At 40.1% G+C, this 25,731-nt stretch carries 22 protein-coding genes; 7 read left to right on the top strand and 15 right to left on the bottom strand.

Translation table 11 applies throughout. From position 1 onward, the window contains the following. Positions 1-23: 23 nt before the first annotated feature. Entirely contained in the window at positions 24-1,790 is a 1,767-nt protein-coding gene (gene sppA, locus H8B06_RS18215; protein WP_190995638.1) for a signal peptide peptidase SppA, read from the bottom strand. Between the two features lie 85 nt (positions 1,791-1,875). Here sppA and folK point away from each other — a divergent pair, with 85 nt between their 5' ends. Both folK and H8B06_RS18205 read left to right on the top strand, forming a co-directional pair. Continuing rightward, the gene (folK, locus tag H8B06_RS18210; RefSeq protein WP_190995637.1) at positions 1,876-2,379 is read left to right on the top strand and encodes a 2-amino-4-hydroxy-6-hydroxymethyldihydropteridine diphosphokinase; all 504 of its coding nucleotides are present in this window, start codon (positions 1,876-1,878) and stop codon (positions 2,377-2,379) included. Further along, a complete protein-coding gene (locus tag H8B06_RS18205) occupies positions 2,369-2,719 on the top strand; it encodes an Hpt domain-containing protein (protein ID WP_190995636.1) in 351 nt (116 codons plus the stop codon). Before folK ends, H8B06_RS18205 begins: the two co-directional genes overlap by 11 nt. A 16-nt stretch (positions 2,720-2,735) precedes the next feature. Here the strand turns inward: H8B06_RS18205 and pssA are convergent, their stop codons facing one another. After that, positions 2,736-3,425 carry a CDP-diacylglycerol--serine O-phosphatidyltransferase gene (gene pssA / locus H8B06_RS18200; RefSeq protein WP_190995635.1) on the bottom strand — a complete coding sequence of 230 codons (690 nt, stop codon included), beginning with the start codon at positions 3,423-3,425 and terminating at the stop codon, positions 2,736-2,738. A gap of 68 nt (positions 3,426-3,493) precedes the next feature. Beyond that, positions 3,494-4,987 (bottom strand): transcription termination factor Rho, encoded by a 1,494-nt coding sequence (gene rho / locus H8B06_RS18195; protein WP_190995634.1) that lies wholly within the window; start codon positions 4,985-4,987, stop codon positions 3,494-3,496. Positions 4,988-5,584: 597 nt separating this feature from the next. Here rho and H8B06_RS18190 point away from each other — a divergent pair. Beyond that, positions 5,585-6,448 carry an N-acetylglucosamine kinase gene (locus H8B06_RS18190; protein ID WP_190995633.1) on the top strand — a complete coding sequence of 288 codons (864 nt, stop codon included), beginning with the start codon at positions 5,585-5,587 and terminating at the stop codon, positions 6,446-6,448. 42 nt (positions 6,449-6,490) lie between these two features. On the opposite strand, the gene H8B06_RS18185 is transcribed toward H8B06_RS18190, so the two are convergent. Together H8B06_RS18185 and H8B06_RS18180 are read right to left on the bottom strand one after the other, a co-directional pair. Further along, positions 6,491-7,174: a metal-dependent hydrolase gene (locus tag H8B06_RS18185; protein ID WP_190995632.1), complete on the bottom strand. Its 684-nt coding sequence runs from the start codon at positions 7,172-7,174 to the stop codon at positions 6,491-6,493. A 29-nt stretch (positions 7,175-7,203) separates the two neighbouring features. Continuing rightward, positions 7,204-7,524 (bottom strand): YbaB/EbfC family nucleoid-associated protein, encoded by a 321-nt coding sequence (locus H8B06_RS18180; RefSeq protein WP_190995631.1) that lies wholly within the window; start codon positions 7,522-7,524, stop codon positions 7,204-7,206. A 193-nt stretch (positions 7,525-7,717) separates the two neighbouring features. Here H8B06_RS18180 and H8B06_RS18175 point away from each other — a divergent pair, with 193 nt between their 5' ends. Further along, positions 7,718-8,155: an ABC transporter substrate-binding protein gene (locus tag H8B06_RS18175; protein WP_190995630.1), complete on the top strand. Its 438-nt coding sequence runs from the start codon at positions 7,718-7,720 to the stop codon at positions 8,153-8,155. A gap of 25 nt (positions 8,156-8,180) precedes the next feature. Here the strand turns inward: H8B06_RS18175 and H8B06_RS18170 are convergent, their stop codons facing one another. Next, the gene (locus tag H8B06_RS18170) at positions 8,181-9,161 is read right to left on the bottom strand and encodes a hypothetical protein (RefSeq protein WP_190995629.1); all 981 of its coding nucleotides are present in this window, start codon (positions 9,159-9,161) and stop codon (positions 8,181-8,183) included. A gap of 92 nt (positions 9,162-9,253) precedes the next feature. Between H8B06_RS18170 and H8B06_RS18165 the strand changes: the two genes are divergently transcribed. Next, positions 9,254-9,844 carry a thymidine kinase gene (locus tag H8B06_RS18165; RefSeq protein ID WP_190995628.1) on the top strand — a complete coding sequence of 197 codons (591 nt, stop codon included), beginning with the start codon at positions 9,254-9,256 and terminating at the stop codon, positions 9,842-9,844. Here the strand turns inward: H8B06_RS18165 and H8B06_RS18160 are convergent. Both H8B06_RS18160 and H8B06_RS18155 read right to left on the bottom strand, forming a co-directional pair. Beyond that, complete coding sequence (locus H8B06_RS18160) at positions 9,839-10,354, bottom strand: glutathione peroxidase (protein WP_190995627.1); 516 nt, start codon at positions 10,352-10,354, stop codon at positions 9,839-9,841. The two genes, H8B06_RS18165 and H8B06_RS18160, sit on opposite strands and share 6 nt — an antisense overlap. Positions 10,355-10,390: 36 nt before the next feature. Continuing rightward, positions 10,391-11,254, bottom strand: a complete 864-nt coding sequence (locus H8B06_RS18155) for an N-acetylglucosamine kinase (protein ID WP_190995626.1) — start codon at positions 11,252-11,254, stop codon at positions 10,391-10,393. A 113-nt stretch (positions 11,255-11,367) separates the two neighbouring features. Here H8B06_RS18155 and H8B06_RS18150 point away from each other — a divergent pair, with 113 nt between their 5' ends. After that, positions 11,368-13,101, top strand: a complete 1,734-nt coding sequence (locus H8B06_RS18150) for a M61 family metallopeptidase (RefSeq protein ID WP_190995625.1) — start codon at positions 11,368-11,370, stop codon at positions 13,099-13,101. Between the two features lie 63 nt (positions 13,102-13,164). On the opposite strand, the gene H8B06_RS18145 is transcribed toward H8B06_RS18150, so the two are convergent. The 6 genes from H8B06_RS18145 to H8B06_RS18120 form a co-directional block, all read right to left on the bottom strand. Beyond that, the gene (locus tag H8B06_RS18145) at positions 13,165-14,262 is read right to left on the bottom strand and encodes a glycoside hydrolase family 76 protein (protein WP_190995624.1); all 1,098 of its coding nucleotides are present in this window, start codon (positions 14,260-14,262) and stop codon (positions 13,165-13,167) included. 68 nt (positions 14,263-14,330) lie between these two features. Next, positions 14,331-15,458 carry a glycoside hydrolase family 76 protein gene (locus H8B06_RS18140; RefSeq protein WP_190995623.1) on the bottom strand — a complete coding sequence of 376 codons (1,128 nt, stop codon included), beginning with the start codon at positions 15,456-15,458 and terminating at the stop codon, positions 14,331-14,333. Between the two features lie 13 nt (positions 15,459-15,471). Then, entirely contained in the window at positions 15,472-16,617 is a 1,146-nt protein-coding gene (locus tag H8B06_RS18135) for a SusE domain-containing protein (RefSeq protein WP_190995622.1), read from the bottom strand. A gap of 17 nt (positions 16,618-16,634) precedes the next feature. Further along, the gene (locus H8B06_RS18130; RefSeq protein WP_190995621.1) at positions 16,635-18,272 is read right to left on the bottom strand and encodes a RagB/SusD family nutrient uptake outer membrane protein; all 1,638 of its coding nucleotides are present in this window, start codon (positions 18,270-18,272) and stop codon (positions 16,635-16,637) included. Positions 18,273-18,279: 7 nt separating this feature from the next. Then, positions 18,280-21,399 (bottom strand): SusC/RagA family TonB-linked outer membrane protein, encoded by a 3,120-nt coding sequence (locus tag H8B06_RS18125; RefSeq protein ID WP_190995620.1) that lies wholly within the window; start codon positions 21,397-21,399, stop codon positions 18,280-18,282. A 35-nt stretch (positions 21,400-21,434) separates the two neighbouring features. Next, complete coding sequence (locus tag H8B06_RS18120) at positions 21,435-22,853, bottom strand: glycoside hydrolase family 125 protein (RefSeq protein WP_190995619.1); 1,419 nt, start codon at positions 22,851-22,853, stop codon at positions 21,435-21,437. A gap of 515 nt (positions 22,854-23,368) precedes the next feature. Between H8B06_RS18120 and H8B06_RS18115 the strand changes: the two genes are divergently transcribed. Continuing rightward, positions 23,369-24,988, top strand: coding sequence for a DUF6377 domain-containing protein (locus H8B06_RS18115; RefSeq protein WP_190995618.1), 1,620 nt, complete (start codon positions 23,369-23,371; stop codon positions 24,986-24,988). Between the two features lie 52 nt (positions 24,989-25,040). Here the strand turns inward: H8B06_RS18115 and H8B06_RS18110 are convergent, their stop codons facing one another. Next, a complete protein-coding gene (locus H8B06_RS18110; RefSeq protein WP_190995617.1) occupies positions 25,041-25,568 on the bottom strand; it encodes a hypothetical protein in 528 nt (175 codons plus the stop codon). Positions 25,569-25,731: the final 163 nt, after the last annotated feature.

Below are 25,731 nucleotides of genomic sequence, written 5' to 3'. Positions count from 1 at the left end.
AAAGTAAGAATACTTACACGTATTTATCTAATTTCAATCCTATACGGTATACGGGCTTGTATACCGGATGACTTTAATACCGTACGAAGTTGTTCGATATGCTGTCTGTATTCGCCCAGTTCTTCACCCAACATCCACATCCGTATACGTTCTTTAGAAGTTCCTAATAACGAAGCAAACGGGTCTTTAAGTGTCGGATAATACATAATTCGATAATCTTTCAACTTCGCCTTTGCTGCCGCTGCCTGTATAGCGCGGTCAAGATTTCCGATACCATCTACCAATCCACGATCCAATGCTTGACTTCCCGTCCATACTCTCCCCTGCCCAATACTATCTACGGCAGACACCTCCATATTTCGTCCTTCTGCCACTTTAGTTGTAAATGTATCGTAAATCCGATTCACTTCGGCTTGTATAATAGCCTTTTCTTCTTCTGTCAGCGGTCGATCCACAGAAGTCATCAAATCGGCAAATTTCCCAGTTTTGACTTCATCCACATGTATCCCTAGTTTATTATTAAGCAACCCTTGCATATTAGGAATCAGGCCAAATACACCTATAGAACCTGTAAGTGTTTCCTTTTCTGCAAAAATAGAATCTGCCATGGTAGAAATATAGTATCCGCCAGAGGCGGCATAGTCCCCCATGGATACCGTGATAGGCTTCACTTTCTTTGTTAATGCTACTTCACGGGCGATAATGTCCGATGCCAATGCGGAACCACCTGGTGAATTCACGCGTAACACCACCGCTTTTACACGATCATCACGGCGTAATTTTCGAAGTTCCCGAGAAAGTTTATCCCCGCCGATATTACCCTCCACACCTTCACCATCAACGATATCACCATATGCATATAACACCGCTACACGATCCCCTTTTGTGGTCGCATTTTCTTCTTTGTTATAATCCAATAAGGAAACTGCAGGAATGTCTTTTTTCTCTTCTACATCCAAACGTTCTTTCAGCTTCGTAAGCACCTCGTCTTTATAGCATTTGCCATCAATAAATTTATAATGCAAAGCGTCGTCTGCATTCCTTATCAAAAAATTATTCGCAATATCCTTCAATGTATCTGTGGGAATTTGTCTGCCATCTGACACATTCTCCAGAAATGTACTATACATACTCTCCAAATAGGCTGTCAATTGTTCCCTGTTGGCATTACTCATTTCGTTTAAGATAAAAGGTTCAACGGCCGATTTATAGGTACCTACCTTGACTACTTGCATCTCCACCCCCAATTTATCCAACGCTTCTTTCATAAACATGACAGAGGCAGAAAGTCCTTTAAATTCTAAAGAACCTTCGGGATTCATATAAATTTCGTCTGCTACCGATGCGAGATAATACGCTTTTTGTGTATAGATATCGCTATGCGCTACAATAAATTTACCTGACGATTTAAAATCAACCAGTGCGTCCCTAATTTCTCGCAAACTGGCCATACCGACATTGACATATGTAGGACTAAGATATATCCCTTTTATCCGGCTGTCTTCTTTTGCTGCTGCGATACGCGAAAGAATATCGTTTAACCCTAGCGATTTCATCTCTCCGTAGCCGGGCAAATTCATACTCTCCCAAGGGTTCGACGATGTGCGTTCCGGAATATGATGATTTAACGAAACATAAAGCACGGCACTGGAAGGAACATACACCTCCTCTTTCGACCCCATACTACTGATCGTCGCGGTGATAAACCCAATCAGCACGATCAATATAATAGCAAAAACGATAATCGTTCCTGTAATAGTTGCTAAAACGTATTTAAAAAAAGACCTCATAACTATTCTATGTTTTTTCGTCTCTAATTTAGAGGTTTCTTTTGAAGAATTCGAAATTTAAATAGATTAGCTTTATCTTTAAGCGATGAATAAGGTGTTTTTGTTATTAGGTGCAAATTTGGGTAATCCCGCTACGCAATTGGCAAAGGCTCTCGAGAAAATTGAAAGTCAGGTGGGAAAGATAGAGGTTTGTTCATCGCTTTACGAATCCGAAGCCTGGGGTGTAACGGATCAGCCTACATTTCTTAATCAAGTAGCATTAGTATCTACCTCGCTTCCACCGCTGGATATCCTAGACACTATCCAGACAATTGAAAATAATCTGGGACGCGTACGACTATCGAAATGGGGTGCTCGCGTAATAGATATCGATATTTTATATTTTAATCACGACTGTATTCAACACGAACGTTTAATTGTTCCGCATCCGTATCTACCGGATCGAAGGTTTGTATTAGTACCCCTTTCTGAAATCGCGCCTTCTTTCACTCATCCTAAATTAGGCCTAACAACGATAGATCTATTAACACAATGCGAAGATAGTCTTGACGTACATCTTTATAACCCAAACGACAACAATGCAATATAGATTGATTAATCCTTTGGTTATCCAAGAAACCTTAATGAACAACAAGGAGTTGGTCTTACAATTTCTCGGTCTCTATCAAGAACAGATCCCTAATGATTTACAAGCGTTAAAGGAAGCAGTGACATCGGAGGTACACATCGAAATAGCGAATAAGGCACACCATATAAAGCCAACAATGGAATATATTGGCGCGCGGGCTTTACGCGAGAAATTGCAACAATTAGAGTACGCAGGAAAAAATGGCACCGAAATTCCTCATATCCATACCCTATTTATGGATATCGAAAGGGAGATACAAACACTATTGCAGGAAATTGCCGACTATAAACAGCATACGTAAAATCCCCGAATGTTAACTACGATTTATCCTGCCGCTTCTGTAAAATAAAATGCAGTTGTGAGAAAATGAAATAAGTAAGCAAAATAAATGGTAAAGCCAAAAACCGAAGTGTGCATAAAAGGACAATACTGATAAATAGAAAAATATACTTAAATTTATTTTCGCTCCATTCCAGCGAAGATAGCTTCATGCTGAATAGACGGATTTCGGACACCAAAAGAAAACTAACCACCGCCACGATCGTAAGCAATACCCAAGGTTGATATACCCAAGTTGGATACGTAACACCAATAAAGGGTAGAGACATGATAAAGAACGTATTCATTGGTGTATTAAGTCCTATAAATTCGGATGTCTGTCGCTCATCAATATTAAATTTCGCCAATCTCAACGCCGAAAATGCGGTAACAACAAAACCCAAATAGGGCAGGTAAATATGACCTGTAGACACCTCTAATAATTTATACAGTACCGCTCCCGGTAGAAACCCAAAGCTTATTACATCGGCTAAAGAGTCTAATTCTCTTCCAATATCCGATTTAACATGAAGCAGGCGCGCCACCATTCCATCAAAGAAATCAAATACGCCTGAGGCAAGAACGCAGTAGAACGCCAACAGAAACTCCCCTTTTAATACAAATAAGATACCGACACAACCACTGAAAAGGTTGAAACAAGTCAAGGTATTTGGTATATGTTTTTTCACAGTTACAAAAAATTAAAGCCACCCCTTGCGTGCAAAGGATGGCTTAAAAATAGAAAATATCAAAGGAATTAGCTATTCATGCTAATTAAAAACTCTTCATTTGATTTAGTTCCACGCATTTGCGTCAACAAGAATTCCATTGCTTCCGTAGAATTCATGTCTGCTAGGTGATTGCGTAGTACCCACATCCGTTGCAAGGTATCACGGTCTACCAATAGGTCGTCACGACGCGTACTGGAAGCTGTCAAATCGATCGCCGGGAAAATACGTTTATTAGCCAATTTACGATCAAGCTGAAGTTCCATATTACCTGTACCTTTAAATTCTTCGAAAATGACATCATCCATTTTGGAACCCGTATCTGTCAAAGCTGTTGCCAATATAGTCAATGACCCACCTTTCTCGATATTACGCGCTGCTCCGAAGAAACGTTTTGGTCTGTGTAGCGCATTTGCATCCACCCCACCCGATAGGATTTTCCCAGAGGCAGGGGCAACCGTATTATAAGCACGAGCCAAACGCGTAATGGAATCCAATAGAATGACCACATCATGTCCACATTCTACCATTCGCTTTGCTTTCTCCAAGACAATATTAGCAATTTTCACATGGCGATCTGCTGGTTCATCAAAAGTCGACGAAATCACTTCAGCGCGTACATTTCTTGCCATATCAGTCACCTCTTCCGGACGTTCATCAATCAGTAAGATGATAAGGTATACTTCCGGATGATTTTTTGCTATCGCATTAGCGACTTCTTTTAATAGGTTCGTTTTACCTGTTTTAGGTTGTGCCACAATCAGTCCACGCTGACCTTTACCGATAGGGGTAAACAAGTCCATAATACGTGTAGAATAGTTTCCTGTACCCAAGTCTAGGTTCAGTTTCTCATCTGGAAACAACGGTGTCAGATAATCAAAAGGTACCCGATCCCTAATTTCTGCTGGGTTTTGACCATTGATCGACTCTACCCGAACCAACGGAAAATATTTTTCTCCTTCTTTTGGTGGGCGGATAGAACCGCGTACATTGTCACCAGTCTTTAACCCAAATAGTTTAATCTGCGATTGCGAAACGTAAATATCATCTGGAGATGTTAAATAGTTATAATCTGACGAGCGTAGGAAACCATAACCATCTGGCATAATTTCTAAAACGCCCTCGTTAACAATAACATTATCAAAATCTGTTGGAAGTACCGGAGATGGTGCCTCTGCTTTAGGGGCAGCAATGGCTTCTTTTTCGTTTGCTACGTTAGCATCGGATGGAGCTTCAGTTACGGAACCTTCATCTGTTTTTGATGAATCCGCTAGCGATGTCCGCTTGGTTACCGCTACAGGTTCCGTTTTTAATGTCCGGACGCGCTTCCTTGTTCTTTCGGCAACAGGAATCTCTGCTGCTTTCTTTTCTGGACTTTCCTCTTCGACAGATTGCTTTGCTATAACAGTGATACGGTCAATTAATTCCTGTTTACGCAATTTATCGGCATCAGTGATGCCCAGTACTTTTGCAATCTCGCGTAACTCTGACACGAGTTTGGTGTTTAGTGCATTAATATCCATTAACTTTTTACTATGAGATATAGGATTTTACTTTTTTGAATTCATCCAAATTATATTTTTAGCAAATGCTATTCCATTATTTTTCTAGATGTGCTAAAAATATGACAGAGACACCATAACTGTTCTACTAAATTAAATTTAGTAACACATGCTATTCAACCCCTCTCTAGGATAAATCTGAGAATTGGCACAAAAATAACATAACATTTGTATATTCAAATAAAATTTGTAAAATATTTTTTTGAAACCGTTTGTCCCTATCGAACCGGGATACCATAATTCCCGAACAGTCCTTACTATAACGTTCGTAATCAAAAATTGTTTTAAACGGCTAAATGAAAACGAGATTCCCCCAAATTACCCGAAACATATTGTACAAAATACACTAAGCATCAAAAAAAGTTACAACAGAGCAAAACAGCCTTAAAAGCACGTTAAATAGCGTTTTTATCAAAAAAAAGCATTCCGTTTTTTGATCGGTTTATTTTTTTACTATTTAAAATTCTTGTTTTTAAACAGAAACACGTATTTTCGGGCAAGCATTAGTAGAAAATTAAATTAGCAACAAAAACATAACACAATAAAACCAAATCTATAATGATAATCATTGCGGACGGAGGATCGACAAAAACAAACTGGTGTTTGTTAGATGACTCAAACAAAAAGATATACTTCAACACAGAGGGTTACAATCCCTATTTTGTCGACAGTGAATATATTGTTAACTCGTTAAAAAAAGGGCTGCCCAGTGATTTGCCTTTTGAAAAAATTACCGAAGTAAATTATTACGGAGCCGGTGTACATAACGAAGAGAAAGCGAAAATCGTAGAAATGGCTATGCAAAAGGTATTTCCTAATGCCAAAGTAGAAATCGGTCATGACTTGCTGGCCGCCGCGCGCGCGTTATTGGCAGATCAACCTGGTTTCGCCGCAATTTTGGGTACAGGAACAAATACGTGCGTATATGATGGGGAGAAAATAACACACAACATTGATTCCGCTGCGTATATATTAGGAGATGAAGGGAGCGGAAGTTACATCGGAAAGAAACTGTTAACGGATTATATCCGCGGACTAATGCCAGAAGCAGTTGAAAAATTGTTTTTCGAAACATATAAACTAACTCCGGATGAAATCATGGATAATGTTTACACAAAACCTCTTGCAAACCGGTTCTGTGCCAGTTTCAGCAAATTCGTATACGACAACAATGTCAATATAGAGTATACACGTGGCATAGTAGAAGAGGCATTTGACACCTTCTTTAAAAATTTAGTAAGCAAATATCCCGATTACCAAAAATATACGTTTAACTGCATCGGTTCTGTAGCCTATAATTTCCGTAATGTTTTAGAAGAAACAGCTAAACGCTATGAAATGGAAGTAGGTAAGATCATACGTTCGCCAATAGATGATCTGGTCGTTTACCACATCGATAGATCAGCGAAGAATCCAAATTAAAAAATATTTTAGTAGCGACGCAATGTACTGCGTCGCTACTATTTATAATACTACCGATTCACCAATTTTCGGTAGAAACAAGCGCAATCCATTTGCTTCAAATTTCTGCTTCGCCTCTTCCGTATCGATACGAATTGGCGGAAAGGTATCATAATGAATTCCAATAATATTTTTACAGTTTACAAATTTGGCCGCTTTAATAGCATCGTCAACATCCATGGTATAGTGTCCGCCGATTGGCAAAAACGCCCAATCCAATTGTAGATCTTCTAATAGTTTCATCTCCAACGTCAGCGCCGTATCTCCTGCAAAGTAAATTTTTTTATTACCTACAAAAAACACATATCCTACGGGCACACCCGCATAATCTCCTTCAGGCGTACTATTAGTATGCAATGCGTAGACCATTTTTACCTTTCCAAAAGGTAAAGAAAGTGTACCGCCAAAATTATATTCAATGACCTTGTCATCGGGTACTCCCTGCTTTCTTACCCACGCTGCTGTTTCTACTACAGCCGCAACCGTGGCACCGCTATTCGACTGAATATTTTTCATATCAGCAACATGATCTTCGTGGCAATGCGTTAAAAAAATGTAATCAGGTTTTAAAACATTGACGTCAATATCTTTTGCCAACGGATTATACGTAATAAAGGGGTCTATTAAAACGTGACGACCATTAAAATCAAACGCTACACACGACTGTCCGTAATAAGTAACTTCCATCTCTTTAGATTTTTAAATATCACTAAATACTATTTATTACCAAATAAATTCCCCAAGTTACCAAGACCTCCGAGTAAATCTTGCGATACCGCCTGCATCTCTACTTGGCTTACGTTTTCTGCCTGCTGCAAAGCTTTGTTCAATGCGACGACCAGCAACTCTTCCAACTCTTCTTTATCATCGAGCTGCTTAAGAAATTCGTCATCAATCACAACTTCTCTTATTTCTTTACTAGCCGAAGCCACGACTCTCACTTTACCCCCTTCTGTTTCACCAAAAACAGAAATACTATCTAAACGCTTTTTTACTTCTTCCGCTTTTTGCTGCGCTTGAAACAACTTATCAAACATAATATATCCCTCATTTTATGCTGCAATTTACAAAATCCATAGCATAAGGACAATATTCCTATATCAACAATACACATTAGGTTCTTTACGTTGCCTTCCTTAAATTTGTCGCAACTTAACAAGCGTAACGTACATGCAAAATCTTAATTTTTATATTTCATTACTCCAAAATATACAACAAACTGCACCTGATATGGCTGATCATTTGGAGGAAGAGGTCAATATCCTGATACATAAACTCAAATTCATTCCCGAAGATCAACGCCCATCGACACTTATATTAACACAGCAAACAGGCTTTCAACCGTTATTTAATGAACAGCTTACGGATAGTGTAGCCATTGCCGGCGGAAAACTGCTTACGGAGAAATATGATAACCCATCGCTATTATTCATCGTTCAGGAAAACGACAAACTTTACACCGATGTTCCGACCCTTCTTCAAGATGAAATATTAAGTAGGACCGACGCCGTACAATCAAATAATATCTATATTATTCAAAAAAGAAATTTTGGAATGGAGCGTATCGATTTTCTACATGACATAGAAATATGTGCAGAAATTATACAACCGAAATATTTTATTTACGGCCGAAAAGGAACCGATTGGGTTCAGTTTGATATTGCATAAAAAAAACGGGCGACATGCCCGTTTTTTATAACATAAATTTCTTCCGCAAAATGGCGTAAAGCTTCTCTACTGTTTGCGGTTTTTCTGCCCAATTATTTTTCAAGGCATAATTCGTCTGTAGAAAAGCATCTGCTTCCGCAAACGTCACATAGCGGTTCAAAAGTTCAATTGCTTCACTATATGCCAAGGAATACCCATTAAACAGATCTTTAATAAACAAGAGCTTATCGTTTAAATTGATGGAAGATTTGAGATCTACTATCCTATCTTTCTCCACCCCTGTTGGCGTGGAGAATAAGGATGCTGGAGTGCTATGTGACCCCGCTTTACGCTGCTGTTGAAGAATTTCATTCAATGTCAACGGACGCGCTGGCTTCTCTTCCTCGACGGCCGGTATACTTTGACTTTGCTCCAATATAATTTCCTTCGATTCTTCTACTATCTCGTTCACCACTCGCTCCGTCTCTGAATCTTCCACAGGCTTATGTTGAAACTCAATTTCTTCCGTCATGGTACGCTTCGACTCCTCCACTACCTGATTAGGCTGTTCCCCTTTTTCAATAGGTATAGACTGTATAGATGGGGCTAAAGGTTCCTCTTCGTCGGCGGCAATATCCGTCGGGTTTTCTACCAATGAAGGTACCTCCGTCTGTTTTTGTTCCACTGGTTCCCCATCCACTACATCAGATTCTTCTGGTTGTTGCTCTTCTGTCTGTGCCACTTCCTGAAGCTCACTGTAAACAGGTTGCGTATCTATCTCTCCCGCTGAGGCTACAGATGGTGCAAATCCTTCTTCTGCTTGTATTGGGGTATATTCTCTTTGTGGCACGGTTAATTTTTGCAGTACCTCAATATGACTAGTTAAAAATCTAGCCTTTGCCTCCAATAACAACAATGCTTCATCTGATGCTGCTATATTTTTATCGGATAATGTTGTGTAATCATCGCTAATCTCCACTAACAACTCACCTATTTTTGAAAATATGGATTCCTTTGTATACGCCATTAGATATCTCGTTTTGATATAGAATACTCAAATTTAATGAAATAATTTCGATATTAGCGCAGATTATACGGAAGAATAATTTAAAGAATCCTATGCTGTTTTCGGAACATAGTTTTATTCAAAAAAATCGGCAGGTAGGTAGTATCGAAGTCATTTGCGGCTCGATGTTTTCCGGCAAAACCGAAGAGCTTATCCGACGGATGAAAAGAGCACAATTTGCAAAATTACCTGTAGAGATTTTTAAACCGGCGATGGACATTCGCTATGCTGATCATGCCATTGTATCACACGATAGCAATAGTATTCCTAGTACACCAATAGCACATTCCTCGGCGATTTTACTATTGGGTACGGAAACTAAGGTAGTGGGTGTTGATGAAGCACAATTTTTCGATGACGAACTTCCGCATGTCTGCGTACAGCTAGCCAACAAAGGTGTCCGTGTCATAGTCGCGGGTTTGGACATGGACTACAAAGGTCTTCCTTTTGGACCGATTCCCGCTCTTATGGCCATAGCAGAACATGTAACGAAAGTGCATGCTGTCTGTGTTCAATGCGGTGCACCCGCGGCCTATTCTTACCGAATAGCATCGAGTGAGAATCGTATCCTCTTGGGCGAGAAAAACAGCTATGAACCCCGCTGTCGCGCTTGCTATTTTGGTTTATCAGATGATAAACTATAAGTTGCTAACAATCGCTTTATCCAGCGGATTTGTACGGGAACGATAACGATGTATCAGCTTTCCATCTTTATTGATTAAAAACTTCTCAAAGTTCCAGTTGATATCTCCTGTAAAATCAGTGTTTTCCTGTGTAGTCAAAAACTTAAACAGTGGATTGATATTATCTCCTTTTACATCAATTTTTTCAGACAGTAAAAAAGTGACCCCATAATTTCGTTCACAGAAATTCTGAATTTCCGCGTTATTATCAAGTTCCTGTCCTCCAAAGTTATCGGATGGAAAACCTATGATGACCAAATCATCACCATACTGTTCGTGCAAAGCTTGCAAATCTTTATATTGCTTGGTGAAGCCACATTTTGAGGCGGTATTGACAATCAAGATACTTTTACCTCTAAAATCCGACATATTCACCGCTTTACCATCGATAGATGTAAAACTGAAATCGTAAATCGATGTTGCTGGCGACAGCATAGTAGCCAACAACATTATACTCGCTATTATTTTCATCTGTAAAGATATTATCGTTTATTTACTCTTCACGCATCACTTAAGAATCAATTTCGTTTCTCTTTCAACAACAAAATGGAATAATTGTTCTATCGGATTGCTTAAAATCGATCCGACACGAACCCCCAATACCGAACATACCTCCCGCAATTGCAGATCAAAATGGTAAGCAATCCTCCCGACAAAGTTGACTTTATACTCCCAAAAGTCCGGATAGGTAATTACATGTGTGCGAATAAATTCGTCAAATCCGTTTTTTAATAACGTATCAATATAAGGATGTAACCTATTTTCAGCCATGAATTCTGCAAAGGATGCTAGATAAGCATTCGGACGATCCTTTTGGTACACATTTCTAATTACAACGTCTTTATTAACTCGATATTTATCTGCAAATTTTTTGTGGAGGTCTTTTGGCATCTTCTCATACAAAAAGTCAATAATCAACCGTCTCCCAAACCAGGCCCCCGAGCCTTCATCCCCCAATACATATCCTACGCCATGTACACTCGGGTGCAACTCTACACCATCGTAATAACCTATATCCGACCCTGTGCCTATTGTGCAAACATACCCCTTATCATGCCCACAAGTGGCATAGGCACATCCTAGCATATCACTTTCAACAGAAATGAACGCCGTTGGAAAAATTTCTGTAAGCGCATTGGAAACGATCTCTCGTCTATCCGGTGTAACACATCCCGCCCCAAAAAAATAAACTTCATGAATCTCGCTAGCGTAGGGCAATATCTCCGGTACTTCCTGCATCACACGGGCAATTTCTTTCTCATTTACAAAAAATGGATTCAATCCTTTTGTACGAAAAGATAAAGGGGCGCTATCTGGCAAATTAAGCATCCAATCAGAACTGGAAGAACCACTATCTGCAACTAAAATCATATATGCTGTTTAAATCTTATTTTGTGCATCCCAAAGATAACAATTTTTCGTGTATAAAATACTTTTGAAGCTTTGCTTCAATCTGTGTAGCTTTGCGATAAAATCAGCAAATCATGTCAAATCCTCGCATACACTTTACTATCTCGTTTACGGAACCTCAAGCGCACTACGTAGAAATCGACATGGACATCACCGACTTTACGGGAACTATCTTAGACGTGGCTATGCCTGTGTGGACGCCAGGTTCTTATTTAATTCGCGAATATGAACGTCATGTGGAGCTTGTCGAAGCTTTTGCGGGGACAGACCCTATCCATTGCGCGAAGATTTCTAAAAATACATGGCGTATACAAAATCCACTCCAACATATCAAAATACGGTATAGGGTATATGGTTTCGAAATATCGGTGAGAACAAATATGATCAATGTCGACCGCGCATTTATTAGTCCGGCGGCTACCTTCATGTATATAAAGAACCGTATTGATCTATCTTGCACTGTACAGGTTGTACTTCCAGAAAAGTGGACTCACATTTCCACAGGTTTGCCGAAAACATCCGAAGGTGAATATACTTTTTATGCAGAAGATTTCGACATACTATATGACTCTCCGTTAGAAATCGGAAACCAAGATATATGGTATTTTGAAGCAGCGGGTGTACAACATGAGTTTGCGATGGTAGGCGGCGGGAATTACGACAAGCATCAACTAACGTCCGACATAACAAAGATAGTGGAAGAGGAGACGGTAATATGGGGAGAAAACCCAAATACAAATTATGTTTTCATTACCCACAACTATCAAACAGGGGGTGGCGGACTCGAGCACCTCAACTCCACGGTGTTGGGTGCTAGCCGAAATGCATATCAAACGCCAAGTGCTTATAAAAACTTCCTAGGCCTTGTGGCGCACGAATACTTTCATCTTTGGAATGTCAAAAGGCTTCGCCCCAAAGAACTCGGTCCCTTCAACTACGATGAGGAGAATTACACAACAGGTTTGTGGATAATGGAGGGCTTCACGTCATATTACGATAATCTCATCATACGGCGATGTGGCTTCTTTTCCGTACAGGAATACCTCGATATGCTTGTCAATGATTTCAACCAAGTGTATAATCGGCCGGGACACCGTATCCAATCCGCGGCTTTAGCTAGTTTTGATGCATGGATAAAGCACTATAGACCGGATGAAAATTCGGCGAACACAAGTATATCCTACTATAATAAAGGGGCTATGCTCGCCGTTGCACTGGATCTTCATATTCTAACGGAGACGCAAGGAACAAAGCGGTTGGATAATGTGCTTCGAGCGGCTTACCAAACGTTCTACAAAAAAGAAAATCGAGGCTTCGAAGAAAAAGAATTTCAAACATTGGCGGAAACCGTAACAGGTGTAGATCTTTCTGCGATCTTTTATGCCGCACATAGCACCCAGGAACTTGATTATAATACATATTTCAATCGTGTAGGATACGAATTAATCGATTTAAACCGTGGTAGACAGGAGCTAACTTTGGGAATTAAAATAGCGAACCAAGACGGACGGATATTTATAAAGCATGTAGAACGTTGCTCAAGTGCTTGGGACGCAGGATTAAATGTTGAAGACGAACTTATTGCCATCAATGGAAACAGACTCGATCTGGCAGGTAAAGAACTGGAATTTATACTACAACATGGCCAAATAGATGAAATTGTTGACGTGTTGGTTTCCCGAGATGGATTGGTACGTACCATCCACGCACCTCTTCGCCGCTCTATCAAACAGCAGTGGTCAATTCGAGAAAAGCTGGATGCCACCGCGGCAGAGAAGGAATTGGGGAATCTTTGGTTATCGATATAAATAATGCAGAGACGCTGGATGTAGCGTCTCTACACTATCTTCACACTCACTTCAACCAAAAATTTATTTCAAAACTAAAATATTCGCGAACATTTCAACGATAGCAAATTGGTCTAGTAACCATTTTCGCTCATTTTTCTTCTCTCCTTTCCAATCCTTATAAAAAAGACCATTTTCATCTCTATTGGCCATCCATGCAAAATCTAGATTTTTACGAAATGATTGTAAGTAAGTGGGATTATTGTCTAATTTATAGAGCTGGACAAATCCCCGCATCATGACAGCGATAAACCAATTATCACTATTTTTTAACCGGTGTGAGCCATCTGTCTCAAAAAAATGATGGAAAGACGCTTTGGCTACGTGCTGCGCTTCTTCAAGATAATGCGGTTCGTTCGTTATCTTATACAACAAAGCAGCAGCTTCGATCATCTGCCCCGAGTTATAGGGATACTTTGCCCGATCTACACTACCATCTAAGCGGACATTATCCATATAGACGCCATCTGTATCTTGCAGATGGGTCTTGGTCCATTCATATAGGGACTTACCCATTCCTAGATACTTACCTTCCTTAGTGGCTTCATATAATTTAAGTGCAAAAACTGCCGCTGGTGCATTCGAACAGGTATTTTTAGATGTCTTTTTTTGCTCACACCAATAAATGCCACCGCCCAATAAATCATCATGACCGCTATAAACGAAATCCCAAACTATCTTTGCTTTTTCCAGGTATTTCGTCTCACCTGTTAACAGATAAAGATTGGTAAAGTCGATCCCGATCCAGATATTATCATCATAAAAACGGTCAGATACGGGTGCAGACGAGATGTAAGAAGCATAGCCTGCGGGCTTTCTTTTATCGTCATAATATTCTTCTAATCCGGGGATGAGCCATTTATCAATGATGGATTTATATTTTTTACTTTCACTGTGTTCATAGAGCGCAACCGTAGCAGATAAACCTCCTGAATAGGGCCAAAGGTAGGCATACTCTTGTTTACCGCTGGCATCATCGCCTAAATAGTCTGCTTTGTAACCCCCATCTACTGGGAAATTCTCCCGAAGTAAAAAGGTCTTTTTGCTTCCATATTTTTTTAGAATCACATCCAATGAGCTATCCGCAGCTTTCAACATATCTACCGATGTTGATCCATGCATTGATGAAGACTCCTGGGAAAAAACGATTCCTGTCAAAAAAACTAAAATTACTATCGTGCAATATTTTATCATAACTTATTTTTTATAAACCTTGCTTTCGCTTCTATCGTCATACAAGCGCTAGCCTGTGCTGTCAATTGTACATTTCCCAACGCAATTTGGTCCCATGCCGGGCCGAATAGATTACCTTGTATATTACGTCCTTTCACCCACAGTTCAGTGGCATTATGTGTCAAGAAGTTTTCAAATTTGTTCCGGTATGCTTGATCAAGATCTTGTACATCCAAAAGATATAGAAAATAGCGAACAAAAATCCCTTTGAATAAAGCATTGTCACCGACCCCCTCATTTCGTAGTAGGTTGGTAGCACCATCGATACATTTGGAAACCGTGAAATTTGCAATTTTCTGTGCATCGTTGAGATATAAACGTTCTCCGGTGATTACATATAAATTTACGGCGGTACCTAAGAAAGTTCCTTGATTGTAGGTAAGCGCTACGGTATTGATCTGGCCGGTATTGCCATTAATATTATCATAGACCGCACCCGAACTTCTATTGTACAAGGTGTTTTTCTGCCATTCATAGATTTTAATCGCCCAGTCCAAATACACCTGTTCCTGTGTCAATTGGTACAATCTAGTTGCTAGTAAACTGGCTGGTCCATTGGAACATGCGTTTTTACTATACCGTTGATTTTTGACCCAGGAGATTCCACCATCGGCAAAACTTTCTTCCCAACCAGCAATAATATCATCCCACAAGAACAATACGGTATTCAGATACTTCTCCTGATCGGTCGCCTCGTACATGCGGAGCATCGTCAGGGCATTCCATTGCATATCATCATAAAACGGATTTAGATAGGTGTTCCCATTTTTCATGAAAACCCCTTCATACCATGGATCAAAATAGGCTAAATATTTATTATCACCCGTCCGTTCATAGGCATCAATCACGACATCCATAGCATGGGCATTCGGCCAATATTGAAACCCTATATCCGAATTATTACTTCCATAATTAAAATAGCCTTCTTCATTCCAAAAAGCGGCAATCAACGCATCGGACGCTGTATCGGCAACTGCAGACCAGTTATCCACGGTTTCAGTTTCATATACATATTCATCTTCGAATTTTTGACAAGATGACAGTATAAGTCCGACACTTATAAACAACCATACATAAGTTTTCATAGTCATTTCTTCTTTAGTTTACGGTTACCGAGTGCGTATATTCTTTATCTCCTTGGAGTACAACCTTTATGGTAGGTGATTTACCATCAACTGCATCTACAAATTTCCATTTGTCGTCCCATTGTGTCGGGCTTTCTATCCATTTCACAAAATAATAGGACGGAGGAGACTGTGATGTAGGTTTAGAATCCGTACCGTTCAAAGTACCTAGTTGTACTGTCCGATCCTGCCCATCGTTGACCGTCAATTGGAACTTGTAACGCTCATCACGACCCCATCCTTCTTGTTTAAAGTTTACCACGCCAGACCCTGACCAAATGCCTTTTCCTTCATAATTCAAATTCCATAATACTTTATTATCGGGAGAAAACCATAAGCCTAGTGTTTTTATCTCGGTCATTGCGACAGTAGCCGTATTAAAATCCACCTGGATACGGAACACACCGTTTTTGGCTGCCGTGCTGCTTTCATCTGTATTCGATTCTATCAATTTCAGATTACCATCGCTATAAAACGCCCTTGGCGTGCCTTGATTTCGGTCCACAAATTGATAAGTACTTCCTGTAGTTAATTGTGCAAATATCTCATACTCTCCAGGCGCTACCGATTTAAAAGGCATGGCGCCAGTCAGCACGTTCCCCGCCTCACTTCCTTCTCCGGTAAGAAACAACTCTTCCGGAATGTCCACAAAACCGTCGAGTGTGGTAATACTTACATGACGCACAACTGCGGAAACTGCGGTATTAATTCCCCTTGATGCCACGACTGTCCAGATCAGTTCACCAGTCTCACCGGGTGCAACGCCCGCCATACTGGCAATACGATTCAATATACGATGGGTTACCGTTGCGCCATTAGAATAACCATTGTTGTCTGATACCATTGTATACAATGGGTTTTCGAAATTATTGCCCTTTTTATCGAACACAACTTCGTATAATGCGGCGCCCGAATCTTCTACACGGACACGTTCCCATTCAAAATAAACAGACGCCGTGTTTGAACTCAAAATCTTAATCGTTCGATTATCTATGGGTTCGTACAGCGTATTTACTGCCGTAACGGTAGCGTCTTTGTAATTCATATCGTCTGACTTACAGGATACCACGGATACCAGTAAAGCAATAGAAACATATAATATCGTTGTTAACTTTTTCATCTGTATATAATTTATTGTTAGTTTCCGTAACCCGGATTATTTGGTCTTAAATTATTATTAATATCCATCTCCGCTCTGGGCACTGACCAGAGGTAATCTCTATTTTCATCGAATCTCCTATTATCCAATTGAATGTAAGCTGTGCCACCATTAGCAAATTTAGCCCCATGAACAAAACCATTCAGATACTGGGTTCCTGCCTTCCAACGAATAATATCATAATAGCGTAATCCTTCCAACGCCAATTCACTTCTCCTTTCGTTACGAATAATCTCCCGCAATTGAGCTTGCGTAGCCGTGGATGGATACGAAAGTGCCGTAGGGTTCGTAAATCCAGCTCTCTCCCTTATCGCACCGATGGTGTTATTCCATGCATTTTCATCCATATCGTTCTGTTCATTGAGAGCCTCGGCATACATCAACAATACATCGGCATAGCGGTACATGATGATATTCAGTCCGGATTGATAATTGGTAATCGCCGTTTGATCATAATATTTCCGCATATAATATCCCGTAGCGGTAGAATTGGAGCTGGAGTTTATATAAACATCCATTCGCTCCTCTGCGGTCCCGCCAGTACCTGGCCTGATATAGATCGTTTTGGTAGTTCCATCAAAACTCGTCCATTGCCCCCCATGAAAGACCACCGATGCTGCCAGTCTAGGATCACGGTTCGTATAAGGATTATTGTCATTATAGGTCGGGTCATTTTGTACAGTAAGACCGTTCGTTGTCAAATAGCTATCCACTAGCTCTTGTAAAGGAGCGTAAGCATTGAGCCGTGCTCCTGCCGATAAAGGAGCCGCATCGTAATATTTGCTCCAATATTTTACGGATGGAACATGAGCATAATCCAAAATCACCTCCTGGTTGTACTCGTTTGCCGCTTCAAACAAGCCGGCATAACTCGGAAATAAGCTATAATTACCAAACGTCTCTCCTTGGTTAATCAGCTTATCACCATATTCAATGACTTTTGACCAATTACTCTCGTACAAATATGCACGAGCCTGAAATGCCACTGCTGCGCCACTGGTGATTCTCCCATTATCTGCCGCTGAAAGTTGATTACGGCTGGGTAGAAGTGGGATGATTTCATCCAGTTCCTGATGAATAAACGACATAACCTGTTCCTTCGACGTACGGGGTACGCGCTGCGACTCGTCTAGCGATACATCGGATGTAAAGAACGGCACATCACCATAGAAATTTACCAACCTAAAATAAAGATGAGCTCTTATAAACCGAACCTCGGCTTTACGTCTTTCTTTATGTTCTGCTGTCATGCCCGGAACAATATCGATAAACTGCAAAAACACATGACATGTCTTCAGACCCCCATAGGCCCACTCCCATTCGGTATCGAAAAGACCCAGAGAAGGGTCAGCAATCCCGTTTCGAATAATCCGTTGATCCGTATTTGTTCGTCCTTCAAATACATTATCGCTTAATGCTTCATCGTTCCACATCTTATCCGCAGAATACATTTGATTGTAAGCCATATTCACTATCAATTCGGCATTCTCTGGAGATGTCCAAAAATTCGCATCGGTGAAATCATTCGTCGGAATGGGATCCATGGTATTGCAGCTACCAAGGGCCAGCAATAAGGCAACGATGCAGATTTGCTTTATATATCTTAATTTTTTCATTTGTACACTAAAATTGAATATCTAAACCAAAACCATAATACTTCAGTGTCGGATAATTACGGGCGCTATTCGCACTACCACTCATATTGGAGTTGAATTCTGATGACTCCGGATCAATCCAGGAATTTTTACTTAGTGTCAACAGATTTTGTGCGTTAACAAATATCCGCATATTGGCGACACCAATTTTTTCACTATATGTATTTGGTATGATATACCCTAGTTGAATATTTTTGAGTCGGGCGTAGGCACCATCAAACATATAAATATCGGAGTCACGCCCATAATTATTTGCGGTGGATGTCGCGCCGGCAGCGGTCAGACGCGGCCACGTCGCATTCGTGTTGGTGGGTGTCCAATAATCCAATTGATGTTGATACATCACGAATGAATAGTTGGAATGAAACGGTTCCACCAATTCGCCCCGAACCATCATATCCCGTTTAGCGGACCCTTGAACCAACATGCCAAAGTCAAAACCTTTATAAGACACATCATAGGTAAACCCGAACGTAAATCTCGGAAAACCGGATCCCAGCACGAAGCGGTCTCTGCCATCGATAACTCCATCCTGATTCCGGTCTACATAACGGACATCTCCCGGTTTCAGATCATCCGCCGCTACACCCACAGGAAGTGCTGCCGCCTCAATTTCCTGCATACTTTGGAAATAACCTGCGGTTTTATAACCGTAATAAGACATAAAAGGCACGCCGACACGGATTAGTTTTGTTATATTGTCACTTGTTAAGATATCTTCATCATTAGTGTACTTAGTAACTTTATTGAAAGTATCACCCACATTTCCACCAACGCGGTGCTTGGCATTTCCGGTTTCGAAACCATAGCTTACCGAAATTTCCCATCCACGGTTGACCATCTCTCCAATGTTCAGACTCCCTAGCTTGGTTCCAAAAACCGCTGAAAGATTAGGTTCTGTCAAAATATCGACCGTTTTATTATTGAAATAATCTAAGCTAGCATTTAAACGTTGGCTAAAAAAGGTAAGATCCGCTCCGATGTTAAACGATTTCGTTGTCTCCCACGAAATGGTTTCATTACCATATCGGAATCCCGCACCTGCTACAGGCGTATTGTTGAAACCATAAGCGTTAGTATATGGGGTATAGACCGTTAAATACTGATAATTGTCTATATCCTGATTACCGAGATGACCATATGTACCTCGTATTTTTACATCGCCTATTTTGTCCCGGTAACTATCCATAAATAACTCATCAGACAGTCGCCAGCCTAAGGATACCGATGGAAAAAAACCCCATCTGTTCTCTTTTAAAAATTTGGATGATCCATCGTAACGGAAGCTCCCTTCTATAAAGTATTTTTGATCAAAGGAATAACCCAAACGAGCAAACAGGGAACTCAAACCAGTCTGCTGAGTTTGCTGCGGCGAAACATAGCTACTGGGCAATATTTCCGTTTCCGAAACGGGTACACCTAGAATCGGATCCGTAAAGCGGAGCCGGATTTCGTTTGCGCGCCGTGTATAAGATTCATTACTTGCGCCAAACAAACCAGTAACTTGGTGTTTGTCGAATGTTTTATCATAATCCAATAAGAGTTGATAATTTAACAGATACGTTTTTTCATTATAATCTTCTGTGTTTCGTTCGGTATTAACAAACACTAAAGGTGTTGTGGCGTCTGGGCTTGAATACAGCGGAATCTGTAAACGCCGCGTATAACGATGGTTGGAGAACATATCTGCCCCGAACACTCCCCTCAGTTTCAATCCGTCAATAATTTTGACATCCAATCCAAGATTGACATTGAAATAATCATTGTCCGAGTCAATCCGTCCTCCATCTCGAAGTTCCGCTAATGGATTTTGATCGGTCAACGCATTGTTGACTAAATACTTCCCATTATCCGCCTGCATTCGGTAGTAATAATAGGGTGGAATTCGCGAAGAATTGATAATTGCATTACTGGCTGTGGAAGCTTTATTATTGTTCCGAGCGTAGTTCAAAATGCTACTGATTTTTATACGATCGTTTATATCCGAAGTAACATTCGCTCGTAGGTTATAGCGCTGTATACCGAAATCACCGGCAAAATTACTTTCCTGATCTAAAAACCCACCTGAAAACAGGTAGGTGGTGTTTTCACTTCCGCCGCTCAACGTCACATTATAATTTTGTTGTAGACCATCCCGAAGAATGACATCATAATTCCACTCCTCTTCCGCTCGGTGATCGTAGAGATCCCGAATTTGTTCTGGCGTAAATTGAGCAGGGGCATTCACATTGGTCAATGACAAGTTTTTCAACGTCGCATTTTGATACCCTTCCACGGGTCTAAAAAGAATCTTAGGCGTTTGCATACCAGTCTGTGTACTCAGACGTAACGTAGGTTTTTGATTTTTCTTTCCCTTTTTGGTCGTGACCAACAACACGCCATTGGCACTCCGGGATCCGTAGATCGCTGCAGTACCGGCATCCTTCAATACGGAAACACTTTCGATATCATTGGGATTCAAGCGGTCCAAGCTAGCATTATCAGACACCAATCCATCGATAACGATTAACGGTGAATTCTTGTTCATGGTTCCAATACCCCGGATATTAATATTCAGGGTATTATCATTCGGATTCATGCTTCGTTGCTGAATATTCAAACTCGGCATGGTTCCTTGCAACGCCTGTGTCAAGTTAGTAACGGGCCTATTTTCAATGAGATCCGAGTTGACATTATCCACAGCACCCACTACACGTCGGCGGGTAGTTGTCCCGTAACCAATAACGATGACCTCGTCTAGTTCCGTATTTATGGCATCTTCCAAGGTGATATTTAATAGTGTCTGCTGCCCCAACGAAATATTCGCTTGCGCATACCCTAAAAAAGAGACTTCGATTACATCGCCTGCGGAAGCCACTATGGAAAATTGTCCGTCACTATCCGTCTGGGTTGTGGTTGGACGATTTCGTATAGAAATAGTAGCCCCTACTATCGGTTTTCCTAATTTATCTTTTACAACCCCGATATAGGTTGATTGATTTAGACCATGCTTATCTCCTTTGATCGGTTTCGCATCTATAGCATAACTATTGACAGTAAAACCCAAAAGATAAATAAGCAATGGGATGACAATACATGTTTTGTTCATAAAGTAATAGCTTATTTGGTTTATAATAAAGTTATTTAACGCAGCAACTCCGGTTTCTCTTGGTACACTTTCCATAGTAATTCACCAAACAACGTGTTTGTCCAGGCAAACCAGTGTCGGGTAAACTTCTTCGGATCGTCCTTGTGGAACGATTCGTGCATAAATCCGGTGTCACCATGCGTGTTTTTCAATGTCTGGATACATTGACGTATTTCGGTATCACTTGTAGACGTTAGCGCTTGAATAATCAGTGCCATAGGCCATATCATATCACGGCCAATATGTGGCCCACCGATGCCAGCAGCTACCTTTCCTTTGAAATAGAACGGATTGTTTTCTGACAGCACAAAACGCCGGGTACGTTGATAGACTTCGTCATTGACATCCACCGCACCCAGATAAGGTAACGATAACAGACTAGGCACATTGGCGTCGTCCATCATCAAGTAACTACCGAATCCGTCTACTTCGTAAGCGTAGACACGTCCATGCACTGGATGGTCAATGATACCATATTTGTTAACCGCATCCTCGACTTCATTGGCCAATCCTTCCATTTTAGCTGCCAATTCAGTATTGTTTTTGACTTTACGCAAGATTTCAGCCGACTGTCGCAGGCTAACTACCGCAAACAGGTTGGCTGGAATCAAGAATAAGAATATGCTACAGTCGTCGGATGGGCGAAAACTTGAACAGATCAAACCTACGGGATTAACAGGATAACCATATCCATCGACCTGTAAGGTATCTGTCCCACGCGACGTTGTACGTTCGAATTTATAAGGTCCTAAGTTTTCCTTGCGTTGTTGCTCGACAAATGTCTTATAGATATTTTCTTGCGCCCGCACCCATTCGTTGTCAAAAGGCGTCGTATCTTTTGTTTCCTTCCAATAGGCATAAGCGAGGCGTATTGGATAACAGAGTGAATCAATCTCCCATTTACGCTCATGGATTCCAGGCTTCATATCGGTATGATCAGAAAACCATTCGCCCTTTTTCGTCGGGTCGTTATAGAACGCGTTGGCATATGGGTCGATATTGATACACTTGGACTGTTTGTTGATCAATCCGAGAATTAGGTTCTGAAGGTGCTTGTCCTTTCGCATAAAAGGTAGATACGGCCATACCTGCGCACTACTATCCCGCAGCCACATCGCATCAATATCTCCTGTAATGACATAAGTCAGCTTTTGTTGTGAGGTTGATTCATCATAAATAGTCGTGTCCAACGTATTCGGCAAACAATTGTTGAACAGCCAGCCCAGCTCCTTGTCTGCTACATTAGTTTGGAACTCTTTAATGAGTTTCTCAATGACCGGGCTTTTAAAGTGCCGGTCTTTCTCGCTAACTCTTACGACGGGAAATACCTGACTAGGGCTACCAAAAGAAAAATTGTGGGCTAACATACCTGCTCCAAGTATAGCCGAGTTTTGAATAAAGGTTCTTCGTTTCACAGTTTATTTAGTTATAAAGTGTAAATTAATTGTATTTTATCGGAGATGCCTATATCTCCTGGGTGGTCGCTTTTGCATCACTTAGGATATGCGAAATAGCCGCTACCTTCTGATATCTGATAGTACCCCAACATTGTTCATTTAGTAAGTTTACCATGTGCAAAGATTTATAAGTTAGTTTTGAGAAATCAAATTTATCAGATTTTAACGCGTTCTTTTATATCGATTCTCTTCAATGTAGTGATAATATAGGACAGACAACAAACAAACAGCTCACATACAGCAACTTAACAAAACAACAACATATAGATAATGTAGTGAATAAACGTATTGAATTTTATTCCTTCGAAATTTTTCACGCCACTTCTGATAAAAAAACGACACTAAAAAACCATATCTTCCTATCGCAATGGTTATAAAATAATATTATTTTGTAGTTTTGAAGAAGAGTATTTATCCGATTATTTTTATAGAAACCTTTTATTGTATTTAATTCGCTCCTTATTATACCAAGTATGAAAAGTTTAGTATTAATTATATTCCTGATAGCTTCAGCTTCCACAGCTAATGCATACCATAAACAACTTGATTCATTACTGCACGTATTAGATAAGGCTATTCAGGATAAAAATATTTATGCCGCAAAAAAGGAAGGCGCTATCGATAGTTTAAAGACGAGATTACACGAATCCTCGGATGTGAAAGACCAGATTGCCATTACGAAAGAGATCTGTCTTCACTATATTGTATTTATGACTGATTCGGCACTTTTGTACACCCGAAAATTAGAAAAGTATGCGCTGCAGGCCAACGATTATGAAGAATATATCGATTCTGAGCTTTTCCGTGTCCGTATATTAAAAACAATGGGATTACTCAAAGAATCTACTGATATATTGAATAACGTAGATACTTTAAGAATCTCTGATGATTTAAAAACATTTTATTTATATACAAAAATGTCCGTTTATAACTTATTAATAAAAACTTCTGAAAACAACGACGAAAAAAAGAGATATCAAACAATCACAGCCTCATTAAGAAACAGATTGGTCTCAGGGGAAACGCTATCACCAATGGACTATATATACGTAAATACAGAACGCCTTATACAACAAGAAAAGCAATATGATCAAGCCTTAAGGGATCTCCGTCATGCATATGCTAATCTCGATCCGGAGGAACGGGAGGCTGCCATATTAGCCTATTCTATAGCTAAAGTATATGAAGAGAAGGGGGACACGGACAAAGCTATCGAGTATCTTGCAAGATCGGCAATCGCTGATATCAAAAATGGGGTAAAAGAGTATATGTCGCTCCGAAGACTAGCAGCTGTACTGTTTGAATATGGAGATGTAAACCGTGCATATAGTTATATGAAATGTTCGATGCAGGATGCGATATTCTATAACGCCAGACTTCGGACACTTGAATCTTCCGAGATGTTCGATTTTATTGATAAAGCATATCAGAAAAAGGAAGACCAACGCCAAATACTATTGCTAACTATTCTGGTGATTATAGGGGTATTGTTAACGTTCATATTCTTTACATTACTATACGTGTATAAGCAAAAGAAAAAACTATCCATAACCAAGGATGAACTATCGAGGTCGAACAAACTATTAATGGAAAGCAATCAGAGTCTTTCAGATTCGAATATTCTCAAAGAAGAATATATCGGTTTATATATAGGTCATTTTTCCGATTATCTTTCAAAAATAGAACAATTTAGGCTGAAAGCCCAAAAGATAGCTAAAACACAAGGGGAACAAGCACTCTTGAAATTCATCGATTTATCGCTCGACCCAAAAGATAACCTGGAGGAATTCTATAAGAATTTTGACGAGACTATATTACGCCTATTTCCGAATTTTGTTGAAGAAATAAACAAGTTATTATTAAAAGAGGAAAGAATCAGTTTTAAAGCCAACAGCAACCTTACGCCCGACCTTCGTATTTTTGCACTAATCCGTTTAGGTATTACCGACAGCATAAAAATTGCCTATTTCCTGCGCTACTCGGTTTCAACTATCTATAATTACAGGACAAAGATGAGGAATAAAGCCGCTGGAAACAGAGATGAGTTTGAAGGTCTGGTCATGAAAATAGGTATCGACAAGGATATAACGTAGCGATATTGCATGCGTACCGTGAGATCCAGCACGCATACCTTTAAACTCTACGCTAAAATTTATAACGAATAGTCAGACCAAACGGATCGATTAGCCGTATGGAGCTCTCTTGTAAAAAGTCAAAATACGGCTTAACATCCAGCGAAACAGAAAGTGGTGTAGTCGGGATATTATATTCTATACCAACGATACCATCTATACTCAACGCTAGCTCCGATTTCGGGTCGGTACGTCTCGTTGTAACGGAACCATCTGGATTCGTTGTCTGCGTAACCTCAGATTTGTATCGAAAACTTCCCACACTCCCCCCAAATCCATAGAACCAAGTAAAATTCTCTGCCAACGGTTTATGATACTGATAAAGCCCTACCATTCGGAAGCGTCTTGATTTAGAATTGCTCTGTATACTGAGAATTCCTTCTACGGCCCTATCATCTGACAACGTATAACGGTAACTAAACCCTGTGGCGCTTCCAAAACGCCCCCCCACAGCATGCTGGCTATTCAATTGCGCCCATGATGTATCAAATGAAAATAAAATAATCCCTAATGTCAATAACAGCCAATTTGCTTTCTTCATGAATATTATACTAAGTTTTACGTACGTCAAAAGTAATATTTTATTTAAACGTTCAAAAGTTAAATTCTGTTATCATTTTCCGTTAAGTTTGGTATGATATTCGCACTTTTATGGATAAAACGTTATCTTAGTATAGGGAAAAACAAATTGTAAACCTCATAAT

It is taken from the genome of Sphingobacterium micropteri, assembly GCF_014692515.1.
In the GTDB taxonomy this organism is placed as follows: domain Bacteria; phylum Bacteroidota; class Bacteroidia; order Sphingobacteriales; family Sphingobacteriaceae; genus Sphingobacterium; species Sphingobacterium micropteri.
This window is presented reverse-complemented; position numbering and strand designations above follow the sequence as displayed.